Source organism: Segniliparus rugosus ATCC BAA-974 (assembly GCF_000185725.2).
In the GTDB taxonomy this organism is placed as follows: domain Bacteria; phylum Actinomycetota; class Actinomycetes; order Mycobacteriales; family Mycobacteriaceae; genus Segniliparus; species Segniliparus rugosus.
In genome coordinates this window covers 459,394-473,172 of the sequence record NZ_KI391954.1, presented here as the reverse complement: position 1 = coordinate 473,172, position 13,779 = coordinate 459,394, and the positions used below count along the sequence as shown (strand labels likewise).

7 protein-coding genes are annotated in these 13,779 nt (G+C 70.6%); 3 read left to right on the top strand and 4 right to left on the bottom strand.

Annotation, left to right across the window (positions count from 1 at the left end; all coding sequences use genetic code 11):
- Positions 1–13: 13 nt before the first annotated feature.
- The 4 genes from HMPREF9336_RS12165 to HMPREF9336_RS12150 form a co-directional block, all read right to left on the bottom strand.
- Positions 14–1,315 carry a beta-ketoacyl [acyl carrier protein] synthase domain-containing protein gene (locus HMPREF9336_RS12165; protein ID WP_007467405.1) on the bottom strand — a complete coding sequence of 434 codons (1,302 nt, stop codon included), beginning with the start codon at positions 1,313–1,315 and terminating at the stop codon, positions 14–16.
- Positions 1,312–2,094 carry a thioesterase II family protein gene (locus tag HMPREF9336_RS12160; RefSeq protein WP_007467404.1) on the bottom strand — a complete coding sequence of 261 codons (783 nt, stop codon included), beginning with the start codon at positions 2,092–2,094 and terminating at the stop codon, positions 1,312–1,314. Before HMPREF9336_RS12160 ends, HMPREF9336_RS12165 begins: the two co-directional genes overlap by 4 nt.
- A gap of 141 nt (positions 2,095–2,235) precedes the next feature.
- Positions 2,236–7,059 carry a non-ribosomal peptide synthetase gene (locus HMPREF9336_RS12155; RefSeq protein ID WP_007467403.1) on the bottom strand — a complete coding sequence of 1,608 codons (4,824 nt, stop codon included), beginning with the start codon at positions 7,057–7,059 and terminating at the stop codon, positions 2,236–2,238.
- A complete protein-coding gene (locus HMPREF9336_RS12150) occupies positions 7,052–10,621 on the bottom strand; it encodes a non-ribosomal peptide synthetase (RefSeq protein WP_007467402.1) in 3,570 nt (1,189 codons plus the stop codon). The genes HMPREF9336_RS12155 and HMPREF9336_RS12150 overlap by 8 nt, the downstream gene beginning before the upstream one ends.
- Positions 10,622–10,705: 84 nt before the next feature.
- On the opposite strand from HMPREF9336_RS12150, the gene HMPREF9336_RS12145 reads away from it, so the two are divergent.
- Genes HMPREF9336_RS12145 through HMPREF9336_RS12135 form a run of 3 tightly spaced genes read left to right on the top strand, consistent with a single transcriptional unit; the run spans position 10,706 to position 13,745 of the window.
- The gene (locus HMPREF9336_RS12145) at positions 10,706–11,383 is read left to right on the top strand and encodes a GNAT family N-acetyltransferase (protein ID WP_007467400.1); all 678 of its coding nucleotides are present in this window, start codon (positions 10,706–10,708) and stop codon (positions 11,381–11,383) included.
- A 5-nt stretch (positions 11,384–11,388) separates the two neighbouring features.
- A complete protein-coding gene (locus tag HMPREF9336_RS12140) occupies positions 11,389–12,192 on the top strand; it encodes a siderophore-interacting protein (RefSeq protein WP_007467398.1) in 804 nt (267 codons plus the stop codon).
- The gene (locus HMPREF9336_RS12135; protein ID WP_007467397.1) at positions 12,189–13,745 is read left to right on the top strand and encodes a (2,3-dihydroxybenzoyl)adenylate synthase; all 1,557 of its coding nucleotides are present in this window, start codon (positions 12,189–12,191) and stop codon (positions 13,743–13,745) included. Before HMPREF9336_RS12140 ends, HMPREF9336_RS12135 begins: the two co-directional genes overlap by 4 nt.
- Positions 13,746–13,779 lie beyond the last annotated feature (34 nt).

Sequence of the window (13,779 nt, the reverse complement as noted above, 5' to 3'; positions counted from 1 at the left end):
GATGTGCCTCCTCTCAGGCGGGCATTGCGATGATGGCGTGCGCGTTGGCCCCGCCCGCGCCGAACGACGACACAGAGCCGTAGCGGAATCCGTCTTTCGGCTCCCATGGGACAAGCCGGTCGGCGAGCCGGAGGCCGGTCATGCCCCACTCCACTTTCGTGGTCGGCTTGTCCGCGAACAGAGTCGGCGGCACGGCTCCGTGTTCCCCCGCGAGCAGCAGCTTGATCAGGCCGAGCATGCCCGCCGCCGCCTGCGCGTGCCCGACGTTCGACTTCGACGATCCCACCAGCGCCGACGATCCCGCCGCGCCGTACGCGTGCTGGAGCGCGAGGAGTTCGATCGGGTCGCCCACCCGCGTGGCGGTGCCGTGGCCCTCGATCATGCCGATGTCGACCGGATCGACCCCGGACGCGGCGATCGTCGCGCGGAAAAGGTTCAGCTGCGCGTGCATGCGGGGCACGAGGATGTGTTTGCCTTTGCCGTTGTGGTTCGTCCGGACGGCGAGCACCCGCCCGTACACGCGGCGCCCCGCCGCGAGGGCGCGCGACTCCGGCTCGACGAGCACGACGCCCGCCCCTTCGCCCCATAGCGTCCCGCTTGCTTCGTCCGAGTACGCGCGGCAATGCCCGTCCACCGACAGCGCGTTGCTCTTGGAGAACTCGTAGAAGCCGCCGGGAGAGCCCATCACCGACACCCCGCCCGCCAACGCCCACGAGCATTCGCCCGAGCGCACGGCGCTGATGGCCAGCTGCAGCGCGGTGAGCGAGGACGCGCACGCGGAGTCGATGCACATCGACGGTCCGATCAGCCCGAGACAGTGCGAGACCCGCCCCGCGACGCCCAGCTGGCCGCCGCCGACGATCCGGAATCCGTTGTAGTCGTTCACCTCGCCCGCGCGTGGGCCGTACTCCTGGGGCGAGGCCCCGATGAAGCAGCCGCCGTCCGACCCTTCCAAATCGCCGGGGTTGACTCCCGCGTTCTCCAACGCGCGCCACGCCACCCGCATCCCGACCCGCTGCTGGGGGTCCATGGCGATGGCCTCGCGCTTGGTGATGCCGAAGAAGTCGGGGTCGAACACGGTGGCATCGTCGAGGAATCCGCCCGCGTCGGCGACATTGCTCCACCCGTCCAGCTGCGAGAGGGACAGCACTTCCTCGAGCGGCCATTCCCGGTCGCGCGGGAACGGGCCGACCAGCTCGCGGCCTTCGGCGAGCGCGGACCAGTACGCCGAGGGGGTGGCGGCTCCGCCGGGAGCCTCGACCGCCATGCCGGAAATCACGATGGGCTCGGCCTCCTGCGCCGCGTACGCCGTCACCGCGCCGCCCCCGTGCCAGCCTGCTGCCCCTGCGCCGCCTCGACCAGCAGCCGCGAAAGCGCGTCCATATGCTCGTTGAGATAGAAATGACCGCCGCTGAAGACCGTCACCTGCACGTCGTCTGCGTGCTTGTCCCAGTCGTAGAGGTCGCGCATCGTGACGACCGGGTCCGCGTCGCCGCCGAGGACGTGGACGCGGGAGGACACTTTGACGCCTTCGGCGCAGGAGTAGGCGTCGAACGCCTGGTAGTCGCCCTTGATCGCGGGGAGCGCGGCGCGCATGAGATCCCGATTGGCGAAGATGGCGGTGTCGGTCCCTTCGAGCCGCCCGAGATGGTCGAGGATCTCCTCGTCCCCGGTCGGGTGCGAGGGTTTCTCGGCGGCGCGGCACGGCGCGATGGCCGCCGAAACGACGAGCTGCGGCACGGCGACTCCCCGCTCCTGCGCGAGCCGCGCGAACTCGAACGAGACCAGACCGCCCATGCTGTGCCCGAACGTCATGATCGGCGCGCCGGGGCGGTGCCCGGCGGCCTGGAAGTCCTCGAACGCCCCGGCCGCGATTTCGGGCAAACTCAGCAGCGCCGGTTCCCCCGCCCGGTCTTGGCGGCCAGGGTACTGGAAGATCACGACGTCGAAGCGCTCGCTGAGCGCCTTGGAGAGGGCGCGGTACGCGGAAGCCCCCGCGCCCGCGTGGGGGAAGACGAGCAGAAGGGGATTGTTCGGGTCGGCGGGCCGGTGGAATTGCCGGACCCACCCCTGCGGGTGTCGCGTGAGAGCCATGCTGTTTTCTCCTTGAACCGCTCGCCGATACGGCACGTGCCGACACGACGCGCGGAGGGGGCGGATGGATGTGTCGAGCGGAAACCTTACCAGGTGAATTAGGTTAGCATAACCTAAATCTTCTGTCTCCTTCGTCTCTGTTCAAGGCGCTTGCCACGATTCGGCGAGCGAAGCCAGCATGTCCTCGGAAAGACCCGAGACGCTCATCGGCGCGTGGCTGCGATCGCCGTTCTGCTCCTGCGCGGGGTCTGCCGCGTCCACGGCAGCGGCGAGGCCGGAGAGAGAGGCGTGCTCGAAGACCATCTGCGGAGTGAGCGCCAAACCCGCGTCGTTCGCCCGACGAGCCCACTGGACCGAGAGGACGCTGTCCCCGCCGAGCGCGAAGAACCCGTCGCCGCGCCGGATGTCGTCGATCTCCAACAACTCCTCGAGCAGCGCCGCGAGCGTCCGCTCGGTCGGCGTGGCCGGAGGGCTGTCGTCGTACGACTCCTCGATGACCGGAGCGGGCGCGAGCGGCGCGCCAGCGGAAGCCCCGACCCGCGAGTCGGGATCGTCCGCGAAGACCTCCAGCACGCGCAGCAGCTCCGCGAGGAGCCGCTGCGCCGTCGCGCGCTCGTACAGGTCGGTGTTGTAGACGATGCTCGCGGAGACTTCTTCCGCCGAGGTGAAGAAATTGAAGCTCAAGTCGAGGTACGCCGTGCCGAACGGGAGCCGCAGCATCTGCGCCGCGAGATGCTCGCCGAACGCGGGCAGCTCGGTCTCGGCCTCCCGGTAATGCATCATCACCTGGAACAACGGGTTGTACGAGCGGGAACGTTGCGGGCTGATCGTCTCGACCAACCGCTCGATCGGCAAGTCCTGGTGCTGGTACGCGTCGAGCGAGACCCGCCGCGACCGGCGCACCAGCTCCCTCGCGGTCGGATCGCCTGAGACATCGGCGCGCAGCACCACCATATTGGCGAACACGCCGACCAAACCGTCCGCGCCAAGATCTGAGCGGCCCGAGACCGGCGAGCCGATAGGAATGTCCTCGCCCGCGCCGAACTGGCGCAAAAGCAGCGCCACAGCGGCTTGGAGCACCATGAACTCGCTCGCCGACTCGGCGCGGGCGAGCTCGCGCAGTCGTCCGACGACAGCAAAAGGCACACTGGCCTCGACTGACCCGCCCGCCACGCCGAGCACCGGGGGCCGAGGTTTGTCGTGGGCGACATCAATCCGCCTCGGCGCTCCCGCGAGCGCCTCGACCCAGTAGTCGAAGTGCTCGGCAGATTCCGGCTTGCCGTCCCTTCCGGATCCGGCGAACCGTTCTTGCTGCCACAGCGCGAAGTCCGCGTACTGCGCCGCAAGCGGCTCCCACGTCGGCGCGCGGCCGCCGAGGCGGGCCTGGTACGCCGCGCTCAGGTCGGCGAACAGCACCCCCGCGGACCAGTGGTCCGCGGCGATGTGGTGCACCACTATCGTCAGCACGTGCTCCTCAGCTCCGTTGCGCACGAGCCCGGCGCGGATCGGCAGCTCGCGGGCGAGGTCGAAGACATGGTCCGCGACATCGGCGGAGAACTCGAACGGAGCCGGGGGGAGCACGAGCTGGTACGGGACGCCATCCGCTTCGGGGAACGTCGTGCGCAGCACTTCGTGACGCTCGAGCACATCGCCGAACGCGGCGGCGAGCGCGGCAACGTCCAGCGGACCGGTCAGCCGTGCCGCGAACGGGATGTTCAACACCGTCCCGCCGACTAGGCGCTGCTGGAACCAGATGGCCAGCTGCGCGTACGACAACGGCACCCGCTCCGGCCTCGGCCTGCGCGTCAACGCTGCTCCCTCGGCCGACTGGCGGCACGTCGTCAGCATCGCCGCGAGCTCGGCGGGGGTCGGCGCGTCGAACGGGGCGCGCACCGGCACCTCGAAGCCGAACTCGGCCCGGATCCGCGCGACGAGGCGGGTGGCGAGGAGCGAATGCCCGCCCAAGTCGAAGAACGAGTCGTCCGCGCCGACCCGCTCCACGCCGAGCACGCTGGCGAAGATCTCCGCGAGGCGGCGCTCGTCCTCAGTCGCGGGCGGGCGGAACTCCACCGACGTGGCGGCCTGCGGCTCGGGCAGCGCCTTGCGGTCGAGCTTCCCGCTCGGCGTGAGCGGTATGCGGTCGACCTGCATCACCACGGCGGGGCGCATGTGCGCGGGCAGCACAGTGGCGGCCTGTGCCTTGATCTGCGCGACTTCGAGCGAGCCCTCGCTCGGAGTCACATAGGCCACCAGCGATTTCCCCGCGCCGGGCAGATCCGCCGCGACCACGACGCATTGCGCGACGTCGGGATGGGCCGCAACCGCCGCGGCCACCTCGCCGAGCTCGATGCGGAACCCTCGGATTTTGACCTGCTCGTCCGCCCGTCCGACGAACTCCAACTGTCCAGCCGCGTTGCGCCTGGCGAGATCGCCCGTGCGGTACATCCGCGCGCCTTGGCAGAACGGGTCTGCGACGAACCGCTCCGCCGTGAGCGCCGGCGAGCCCAAATAGCCACGGGCCAGATGCTCGCCGCCGAGGTAGATCTCGCCGACCACCCCCGACGGGACGAGTTCGAGCGCGTCGTCGAGCAAGTACGCCCGCGCCCCGGCGAGCGGCTTGCCGATCGGGGCGAGGGCCGCGCCGGCCGGGCGGACCCCGATCTGCCCGGTCGCGCACACCACCGCCTCGGTCGGGCCGTAGAAGTTGTCGAGCTCGACGCCCCACAGCGCGCCAGCCTTCGCCACAAGCTCGCCGCTGAGCGCCTCGCCGCCGACCGGCACCCGGCGCAGCGTCCGCAGCGCGCTCGCCTCTGGCAGCGCGAGGATCGCGTCGAGCAGCGACGGGACCATATGCATCACCGTCACCCCGTGCCTGGCGACGAGCGCGCCGAGCGCGGGGACGTCGGTCGCGACCCCCGGCTCCGGCACCACCACGCTCGCGCCGACGATGAGCGGCGTGAAGATCTCGAAGAAGGACGCGTCGAAGCTCACCGAGGTCAGCTGGACCAGCCGGTCCTCAGCGCCCAGCCCGTAGTTGTCCGCCATCCCCCGCATGTGCGCGGCGATCTCCCGATGCGCCACCGCCACCCCCTTCGGCTTCCCTGTGGAGCCCGAGGTGTACACGATGTAGGCGAGGTTCTCAGGACGCAACGGGCGCGCCCGGTCCGTGTCGTCGAGGTCGTGGTCGGCGAGCCCTTCGGCCTCGGCCTCGGCTTCGGCGAGCGCCTTGGCGTCGAGCACGAGCTTGGGGCGGGCGTCCGAGAGCATGTGCTCGATCCGCTCGCGCGGATACGCGGGGTCAACCGGCACGAACGCCCCGCCGGCTTTGAGCACCGCGAGGACGGCCGGGATGAACTCGACGCAGACACCGAGCTGCAACGCCACCACGTCCTCCGCGCCGACGCCCCGGCCAACCAGCCAACGCGCGAGCCTGTTCGCGCGGGCCCCAAGCTCGCCATAGCGCGACTCGCCGCCGTCCCACACCAGCGCGACCGCGTCCGGGGCGGCTGCGATCCGTTCTTCGATGAGGACGTGCAGCAACCGGGCCTCTGGCGCGGCGGGAGCGCCGCAGGAACAGGCGATCTCTTCGGCGCGTTCCGCCCCGAGCAGATCGATCTGCGACAACGGACGGTCGGGCTCCGCGAGCGCGCCCGCGAGCAGGCGCGCGTACCGGCGGGCGAAACCGGCGGCAACCTCGTCCGGCACGACGTCGACGCGGTGCTCCACCTCGATCACGGCCCCCGAAGCGCCTTGCTCCACCGCGACGGACAACGGCAGCTGCGTCACAGGGGAGCGCAGGTCGATCCGCTCTGCCGCCATCCCGCCGATGCGCAGGCACTCCCCCGCGCCTCGGACGCTGAACCCGACGCGCGCCGCCTCCGCGCTCCCCTTCGCTCCCACCGCCACCGCCTCGCTCAGGTCGAGGTCCTGGTGGGCGAACGCGGCGAGGCACAGCTCGCGGGTGCGCCGCGCGAGCGAGCGCAACGAGTCTGCCGCGTCCACCGAGCAGCGCAGCAACAGCACGTTGCCGAAATAACCGATCCGCGACCCGGACCCGCCCCGGCCGCCGACGGGGACGGAGACGAAGAACTCCGAGACGTTCTCGGCTTCTGCGCCCTGCGCGGGGCAATGCCTGCGCACTGTTGCCGCGAACGCGGCGAGCAGCACCATGAACGAGGTGGCCCCCACTTCGTCCGCGAACTCCTCAAGCCTGGCCGCCAGCTCCGCCGGAGCCTCGACCTCGTGCCGGTTGGCGCGCGGGGACGAACCGGAGCCCGCCCCGGCCGCCCCGGGCAGCTCCAACGGCTCGGGAAGCCGGGCGAGCTCGTCGCGCCAGTACGCGACGCTCTGCGCGGAAGCCGGGGAGGCTTCCGGCTCGGGCTCGGGCGGAGGCAGCTCGCCACCTCGGTACGCCACGTCCACATCGTGGAAGAACACCGACCACGAGTCGTCGTCCCACGCGATGTGGTGGGCGGTCAAAGCGAGGACGTGCTCGTCGGGCCCGAGCCGGAACACGCTGACGCGCAGCGGCGACTCGGCCGAAAGGTCGAAGGGGCGGGCGAAGTCCCGCCGCGCGAGCACCTGGAGGCGCTGCGCTCGGCTCTGGGGCTCCGACAGCTCGGAGAGGTCGTGCAACGCGAACGCCGGAGACAGCTCCTCGTGGACCTGCGAGCGCAGCTCCCCGTCCGCGCCGAGTTCGAAGGTGGTGCGCAGCGCCTCGTGCCGCCGTGAGACCTCGGCGACGGCCCTGCCCAGCTCCACGGCGTCCAGATCGCCGACCAGCCGAAAGCCCAGGCAAATATTGAGCGTGCTCGACTCGGGGTCTTGGTTTTGCGCGAGCCACATGCGCCGCTGGGCAGCGGAGGGCCCCGAGGGCGGGGCCTGCTCGGCCCGCGCGGTCAGCCCCTGTTCGGCGAGACGGCGCCGCAGAAGCTCCCGCCGACGCTCCAACAGATCCTCAGGCATAGCTCTCCTCTTCGTTGGTCTGGGCCAGCAGTTCGTCCTCCGACAGATCCGCTACTTCGAGATAGACCTCGGCGACCTGTTCGAGCCGCCCCGGCTCGCCGTCCTTCTCCGCAAGCCGTCGGGCCAAGCCTGCGACCGTGCGCGCGGCGAAGAAGTCCGCGACTGCCGCCGACGGGGAATCGAGCCAGTCGCGGATCCGCGCCACCGCTTTGATCGCGAAGATCGAGTCGACCCCGAAACGGAAGAAGTCCTCCTCCGCTCCGATCTCGCGGCCGAGCACGTCGTGCAGGATGCGCACGAGCGCCGCTTCGAGCTTGGTGCGCGGGGCCCGCTGGCTCCGCGTCGGCCCGGCTTCTTCCAAGAGCCTGCGCACCGCCGCACGGTCGAGCTTCCCGTTGTCCGTGAGCGGCATTGATTCGAGCACGAGCAGCTGCGTCGGAACCATGTGCTGCGGCATCGACCGGGCCAGAGCGGCGAGCACCTCGTCCGTGTCGGGCCTGTTGCCCGGAGCGCCCGCGACAGCGGCCGCGATCCGAGTTCCCATCCGGGCGGTCGGCTCGCCGAGCGCCAACGCCACCGCGCGCAGCACCCGAGGAGCCTGACGCAGCGCGGATTCCACCTCGCCGAGCTCCACCCGGTAGCCGCTGATCTTGACCCGATGGTCCGCGCGTCCGACGAACTCGACGGTGCCGCCCGGCCAATGCCTGCCGAGATCGCCTGTGCGGTACCACCGCATCCCCTCGTGCTGGACGAAACGTTCCGCCGTGCGAGCCGCATCGCCCCGGTAGCCCTCGGCGATGCCGGGGCCGCCGAACCAGATCTCGCCCACCGCCCAGTCCGGGCAATCCTCGCCCCGCGCGTTCACCACGCGGCAGCGCATTCCGCGCAGCGGGCGGCCGTACGGCACCGAGAGCCAGCCGTCCTGCGGCTGGTCGACCTCGCACACGGACGCGTGAATGGCCGTCTCCGTGGCTCCGCCGAGCCCCGCGAACCGGGAGCGCGGAGCGCGCTCGCGCAGCCTGCGCGGCAAATCCACGCTCACCCAATCCCCGCCGAGCAGGACGACGCGCAACGAGCCGAGGTCGCCAGACGGCGTGTCGAGCAGGATGTCGAGCCATCCGGGGATCCAGTTGACGCAGGTGACAGCATGCCGCTCCACCAGTCGCGCCCACGTCGCGGGCTCCCGGCGCGAGGACTCGTCGATGACGACGACCGCGCCGCCGACGCCGAGCGGAACGAAGACGTCGAAGACCGACATATCCGACTCCAGCGCCGCCAGCGAGAGACAACGGTCGCTCTCGGCGATCTCGAACCGCCAGACCAAATCTTCCAGCGTGTTCATCGCGGCCCCGTGCCGCAGCTCCACTCCCTTGGGCACACCGGTGGAACCCGAGGTGAAGAGCACATACGCGAGATCGTCCCCGGTGACGGGCACCGGCTGGGGAAGCGGACGGCAATGCTCGGCCGCACGGGCGAACGCGACGACCGGCACGCCGGGCGCGGCAAGGTCCTCATCGGCCGCGGCGATCACCGCGCGCACGTCCGCCGTCTGCGCCATCTGCTGACGGCGGGCGGGCGGCTGGTCCACGCCGACCGGCACGTACGCCGCGCCAGCGGCGAGGATCCCGAGGAGGGCGGGCACCTGCGCCGCGCCTTTGGGCAGGGCGACAGCGACCGCGTCGCCGCGCTTGACCCCGGAGTCCACGAGCGCGCCCGCGACCGCGAGCGCCTGCTCGCGCAGCTTTCCGTAGCTCGTGGTCGTGCCGTCCTGCGCGATCACCGCGACCGCGTCGGGGTTTTCCTCGGCGCACTCGAAGAAACCGCCGTGCAGCGTCTGGCCCGAGCCCTGCGGGGCCGGACCAGGATCGAACAGCGCATCGCGCGCCGCCCGCTGGTCTTTGGAAGCCGCACCGGCCCCAGAAGGCCGCGACCACTGCTCCGCGTTGTCCGCGAGCCGGTCGACCTCGGCGGTGTACCAGGCGAACATCGCCTCGGCCGCCCCAGGCCGCAAGTACGGCTCGCGCACGTCCCAGTTCAGCAGCAGCCCGCCGGAGACCTCGGTGACCTGCGCGTCGAGCGCCACTTGCGGGCCTTGCGAGATGATGTGGACCGGGCTCCCGAACGTCTGGGTCACCGAGTCCGCGAAAAGCTCGCCGAGGCCGATCGCGCTCGTGTACACCACGTTGGCGAGCACCTGCTCGCCGTGCAGGCGGCTGAGGTCGCGCAGCACCGAGAGGCCGGAGTACGCGCTGTGCGCCGCCGCCTCGTGGAACGCGCGCTGCACCTCGTGGGCGCGCTCGCCGACCGTCGCAGGCGCGGAAAGGTCAACGCCGAGCATCACCGAGGAGGTGAAATCGCCGACCACCCTGTCCAGGCCCGCTTCCGTCTCTTCCCTGGTGAAAAGGGGCAGGTTCAGCAGGAACTTCGGGTTCGCCGACCAGTTCCCGACCGCGGCGGCGAAGATCGAGGCGAGCGCCATCGCCGGGGTGACGCCGTGCTCGTGGCATCGGGCGTACAGCGCGGCCTTGCGCTCGGGGGCGAGCCAATGATGGTGGCGCACGGTGCGCGCGTCCGGCGCGTAGTCCGCCTCGGCCACGACCGGCAGCTGCGGGGGCGACGGCAGCTCCTCGAGCCGCCCGGCCCACCAGAGCCGGTCCGCCTCCGAGGCGGGATCGCAGGCCGCGAGCTTTTCGACGAGGTGCCGACGAAAGTCCTTCTGAGGTTTTTCGAGGGATTCGCCCTGGTAGAGTGCGGCGAGATCGGCGACGAGCACGCGGTAGCTCATCGCGTCCGCCGCGATCATGTCCACATCCAGGCACAGCCTGCTGCGCCCGCCCGGCAACGAGACGAGGAGGACGTCGATCACTTGGCCCTCGTGCACCGCGAGGGTCTGGCTGCTCTTCGCCTCGCGGATCTCGGCGAGGCGGAGCCTCGCCTCGTCCTCGTCCGCTTCGCGCAGATCCACAGCCTCGAAGATCTGGAGTTTCGGCTTGGGCAGCACCTGCTGCGTGCCGTCGGGCAGGACCTGGACCCGAAGCATGGGATGACGCCGGACGAGCTGGTCCACAGCCGAGGCGAGCCGGTCCGGGTCGATCCCGGCTCCGCCCGATCCTGCACCGTCGAACTCGACGTACAGGTGCGCGGCGACGCCGCCGAGGCGCTGGCCGCCGTCACGGCCGACCCATTGCGCGTGCTGCATCGGGGCGAGCGGGAACGGCTCGGCCGACTCCTGCGCCTCCGGCTCGGGGGCGGCGGGCGCGGCCCGCGTCTCAAGCCTTGGCGCGGCCCGCAGGATATCGCACCAGCACCGCAGGGTCGGGTTCGCGGCGAGCTCGGCGAACCCGACGGCGAAGCCGCGCTTGCGCCATCTGCCCGCGAGCGACATCATGCGCAGCGAGTCGAGGCCGAACGAGATGAGGTCGTCGTCCTGCGCGAGCGATTCGGCTGGCACCCCCAACAAGCCAGCCACCTGATCCCGAATGTCCTCCAAGGCGATCGGCGGCTCGGTCACATCTGCTCCTTCGGCTTCGTTGGCGGGCGGGTCGAAGCCAAAGCGTAACATAGGGTAGCCTTGGTTTTGTTTGGGTAGCCTTACTTAGCTTGCCGGACCAGCCATCGACCAGCACATCCTTAAGAGGAGAACTCCATGCCGCCACCTCGATCCGAGACGCTCGTCACACTCCCTCGCGAGCTCGTCGATCTTTCGGAGCAGGTCCGCCAGGCTCCGGCCCCGGCGGCTCCGAAGCTCCCCCCGCCGTACTCCCTCCGGCTGGTCGACCCCGAGGGCGACGACCCCGAGCTGATCGCGGCATGGATGGCGCGGCCCCATCTCGCCGCAACGTGGGAGCAAAGCTGGCCCGCCGAGCGGTGGCGCGCGGACAGCCGGGCCCGGCTGTCCGGGGCGTACTCGCGCCCCTACCTGCTCGACTACGACATGGCCGACGCGGGCAGGCCGGAGGACGGAGTCCGCCCGGTCGGCTACATCGAGTACTACCGTGTGGCGAAAGACGAATGCGCCCGTTGCTACCCCGCCGACCCGTGGGACGTCGGATTCCACATCGCCACGGGCGAAACGGAGCTGATCGGGCGGGGCATCATGTCCCGGTGGATCGGAGTGATGGCGGCCGAGGTGTTCGCGGCAGAGCCTTATTGCCGCCGCCTCATCTGCGACCCGGACCATCGGAACGCGCCCATGCGCCGCGCGCTCGAGAAATGCGGCTGGATCCTCCTCGGCGAGCATCAAGTCCGCCCGGAACGGCGCATCGCGCTCTACTGCCTGCCACGCACCCCCGAAGACCTGCCCCGCCTCGCCGAAGGAGACTGAACCCCATGAATCAACCGATCAAACCGACCAATCCGCACGTGTTGCGGCTCGAAGTGCTGCGCAACGAGCAAATCAGCCCGAACATCAGGCGCATCACCGCCGGCGGAGCCGACCTCGCGAAATTCGCCCCGCTCGGGGCGGACCAATGGTTCCGCCTCTTCTTCCCCCGCGAAGGGCAGAACGAACTTCGTCTGCCGACCACCGCGTCGAATCTCTGGTACGCGCAGTTCCTCGCCATGGGCAAGAACAAACCGAGGGTGCGCAACTACACCGTGCGCGCGTTCCGGGGCGGCGCGGCTCCAGAGCTCGACATCGACATGGTCGCCCACGGCGACACGACCCCGGCCAGCGCATGGGCGAACCGGGCGAAACCCGGCGACCCGCTCGGGATACTCGACCAGGGCTGCTACTACAACCCGCCAAAGGACTGCTCCGAGCTGTTGCTCGTCGCCGACGAGTCGGGCCTGCCCGCGATCATGGGCATCCTGGAGACCCACAGGCCGCAGGTGCCGACCCGCGCCTTCATCGAGATTCCCGACGCGGCGGACGCCCAGCCGCTGCCCGAGGGGCTGGGGAACGTCGAGGTGGCGTGGCTGCCGCGCAAAGACCCGCACGCCAGGCCGGGCGAACTCGCCCTGCACGAGGCGAAGCACGCCAAACCGCCCGCAGCGGACAGCCACACGTTCGTGGTCGGCGAGAGCGGTCTGCCGACCGGGCTGCGCAGACATCTGGTGAACCTCGCCGGCGTGCCGAAGAGCAGGGTGACGTTCGTCGGGTACTGGAAGTACGGCAAAGCGGAGCCGATGTGAGCCCGGCAACGGCGGGAAACGCCGATACGGAGCCCATTGCCCTTGGCGCGCTCCTGACCCGCGCCGCCGAGCGTTGGCCGGACCGCGTCGCCGTTGCGCAGGCCGACCGGACGCTCACCTACCGAGAACTCGAAGACGAGGCGCGGTCGTTCGCCATGGGCCTCGCCGCGTTCGGCCTGGAGCCCGGAGAGAAAGCGCTCCTGCAGATCCCCAACTCTCCTGAGTTCCTCATCGCGCTGTTCGGAGCACTCACGGCTGGCGTCGTGCCGGTCATGTGCCTGCCGGGGCACCGCGATGCCGAACTCGCGCATTTCACCAGGGTCTGCGGGGCCGTCGCCCATCTGACCACCCGGCATATGGCCAAGCTGGTCTCGCCCCCTGTCCGCGCCCTCACCACGGACGTCGTCCTCGCGGCTGGCCGCGCGTACGCGAAGAACGTCAGCGAGCCCGTGCTCGATCCGGACTCCCCCGCCCTGCTGCTCGTGTCGGGCGGGACCACCGGGCTGCCCAAGCTCATCCCCCGCACCCATCGGGACTATCTGTACAACCTGTCCGCCGCCGCGCGGGTCTGCGAGCTTTCCGAATCGGACGTGTACCTCGCCGCCCTGCCCGTGGCACACAATTTCCCGCTCGCCTGCCCCGGAGCGCTCGGAGCCATGAGCCTCGGCTCCGCGGTCGTCTTCGCCGCCGATCCGAGCCCGGAGGCGGCGTTCGCCGCCATCGAGCGGCACCGCGTCACCGTCACCGCCCTCACCCCGCCGCTGGCGGGGCTATGGGCGAGCGCCGCCGAGTGGGAGCCCGCCGATCTGGGCTCGCTGCGGCTGCTGCAAGTCGGCGGAGCGAAGCTCGAGGCCGAGCGAGCCAAGGAAATCCTGCCAGCCCTCGGCCTCGACCGAGCCTCGAACGCGGGGCGCATGGGCCTGCAGCAAGTGTTCGGCATGGCGGAGGGCCTGGTCTGCTTCACCCGGCCGGACGACCCCGACGAGCTGGTCTTCGAGTCCCAAGGCCGCCCCATGTCCGACCAGGACGAGGTGCGCCTGATGGACGAGAGCGGCGCAGAAGTCCCCGACGGCGAGGTCGGCGAGCTCGAAACGCGCGGCCCGTACACGATCGCCGGTTACTACAACGCCCCGGAGGCGAACGCGCGCGCCTTCGCCCCTGACGGCTTCTACCGCAGCGGCGACCTCGCCAGGCGGCTGCCCTCCGGCCACCTCGTCGTCGTCGGGCGGGCCAAGGATGTGATCAACCGGGGCGGCGAGACGATCTCCGCGGAAGAGGTGGAGGAGCATCTGCACGCCCATCCGGAGATCGACCTCGCAGCGGCAGTCCCCTGCCCGGACGAGTTCCTCGGCGAGAAGATCTGCGCGGCGGTCGTCCTGCGCACGGGGGCTTGCGAGTCCGGGCCTCTGGACCTGCCCCGGCTGCGAGCGTTCCTCGCCGCCCGAGGGCTCTCCGCCGAGAAACAACCGGACATGCTGCTCCAGCTGCCGACGCTGCCGATGACCCCCGTGGGGAAAGTGGACAAACGCGCCATCGCGGCCCAGCTGCGGTGAGCGCCAAAGGCGAGACGCGTCGATAGACTGGCTC

Bases quoted from the DNA above. Each gene is read 5' to 3' on its own strand.
- HMPREF9336_RS12160 (WP_007467404.1), bottom strand. From the start codon at position 2,094: ATGGCTCTCACGCGACACCCGCAGGGGTGGGTCCGGCAATTCCACCGG.
- HMPREF9336_RS12155 (WP_007467403.1), bottom strand. From the start codon at position 7,059: ATGCCTGAGGATCTGTTGGAGCGTCGGCGGGAGCTTCTGCGGCGCCGT.
- HMPREF9336_RS12150 (WP_007467402.1), bottom strand. From the start codon at position 10,621: ATGTTACGCTTTGGCTTCGACCCGCCCGCCAACGAAGCCGAAGGAGCA.
- HMPREF9336_RS12145 (WP_007467400.1), top strand. From the start codon at position 10,706: ATGCCGCCACCTCGATCCGAGACGCTCGTCACACTCCCTCGCGAGCTC.
- HMPREF9336_RS12140 (WP_007467398.1), top strand. From the start codon at position 11,389: ATGAATCAACCGATCAAACCGACCAATCCGCACGTGTTGCGGCTCGAA.